This is a genomic window from Endozoicomonas sp. SESOKO2, from assembly GCF_024606245.1.
Taxonomy (GTDB): Bacteria; Pseudomonadota; Gammaproteobacteria; order Pseudomonadales; family Endozoicomonadaceae; genus Endozoicomonas_A.
In genome coordinates this window covers 1-1,482 of record NZ_JAHHPQ010000288.1, presented here as the reverse complement: position 1 = coordinate 1,482, position 1,482 = coordinate 1, and the positions used below count along the sequence as shown (strand labels likewise).

2 protein-coding genes are annotated in these 1,482 nt (G+C 47.8%); one reads left to right on the top strand and one right to left on the bottom strand.

The features are described from left to right. Positions 1–209: 209 nt before the first annotated feature. Positions 210–926 (bottom strand): RING finger domain-containing protein, encoded by a 717-nt coding sequence (locus KDK17_RS06675; RefSeq protein ID WP_257253058.1) that lies wholly within the window; start codon positions 924–926, stop codon positions 210–212. Positions 927–1,231: 305 nt separating this feature from the next. Here KDK17_RS06675 and KDK17_RS06670 point away from each other — a divergent pair. Continuing rightward, positions 1,232–1,482 (top strand): hypothetical protein (locus tag KDK17_RS06670; RefSeq protein WP_257287660.1); only part of this gene is annotated, 251 nt, incomplete at its 3' end.

The following is a 1,482-nucleotide window of genomic DNA, read 5'->3' as shown; positions in this document are numbered from 1 at the left end:
GCTGACCCAGCTCCAGAATGGTCTGGGGACGAATGTTACCGTCCAGATGACGATGAATGTCAGTGAGGGGAATGGATTTGTCAATCATGTTAATGCTGCTCTCATCAATCGTTGGGTGCCTGTGTCTCTTTTGCGCAGGACCATTTCACCTGGTTGTTTGGGCTCCAAAGTATGGCAGATTATTCAAGGTGCCTGCAAAGGTGACGGAATCAGTCCCTCAGAAAACCTAAACTTATAGCCTCTGCTATGGTGTCTGGAGAGGGGTATCCCGTCTGATTAGCCGCAACTGATAAGAGAACTGCCAAGGCTTGATCCCGGGCCTGCTGGTCCGATGAGGCATTTTCTGGCAGGTCAGGATTACTGATGCTGGCAGGCGCTGTGAGTAATTCCCTTAAACTCAGAAGCGTTTCCACCTCCTCTGGAGAGGGGTATCCCGTCTGATTAGCCGCAGCTGATATGAGAGCTGCCAGGGCTTGATCCCGGGCCTGATGGTCCAATGAGGCATTTTCTGGCAGGTCAGGATTACTGATGCTGGCAGGCACTGGTTGTATACCCACCAAGTTTAAAACCGTTACCAACCAGTTTGGACAGAGGTATCCCGCCCAACTGGCCATAGCTGATAACAAAGAGGTTAAGGCCCGACCCAGGGTCTGCTGGTTCAATAGGCCAGGATTACCGGGCATGGCAGGCGCTGGTCGTACTTCTCTTTCCCAGAGACTGGTTCTGCATAGAGGACAGGATGTATTCTCCAACAGCCAGAGCTCCAGGCAGGTCACGTGAAACATATGCTTGCATGGCTTGGTAACCCTGACGTCTTTTCCGGCAAAAGCTTCGATACAAATAGGACAGTCTTCGGTCGGCAGTTGATAGGCTGATGGCAGATTATATGGGTTATATGGTCTGTCAGGTGGTGTGATTCCGTTCATATCTTTTGTTCCTGTCGTTGAATTTCAGATAGCTTTAATCTTCGATCATTGTCTGTTCATTTAGTTCCCCGTGCATATTTTAAAAAGCTCTGAATGCGGTGTTTGAGGAAATGAATATTACAGAAAATTTGTTGTAAGTCTGAGGCGAGAGTGTCGGTTTTCTCTATTGGCTGGAAAAATTCTCTGGAGAAATTTTGTCGGAATAGCTAACAGGAAAGTTATTCGGGATCTTACAGGGGAACAAGTCGTGCTGACCACAGTCAAACGATTAATGAATTGTTGAACTTTGTAAAGGGATTATTACTATGGCGAGTCCACTCGAATCAGCAGCAAGACCTTCATTGGTCACAGAACTTTTGGCTAATCAAGATGTTGGGATGACACCAGAGGTGCTCAGCAACCATCAGGGCAGTAATGCGGAATATTTGTTGCGTCAATGCCGTGCTCTTAAAGAGACACTAAGCATTATGCGTACAAGTATGACAGTGGCAGAGTTACCTGACCCACCTGTGCACTGCCCTTTATTGAATGGTGGTAAAAGTCTGGAGTCCCGAAC

Excerpts from the sequence above, each read along its gene's own strand:
- KDK17_RS06675 (WP_257253058.1), bottom strand. The coding sequence starts at position 926 with ATGAACGGAATCACACCACCTGACAGACCATATAACCCATATAATCTG.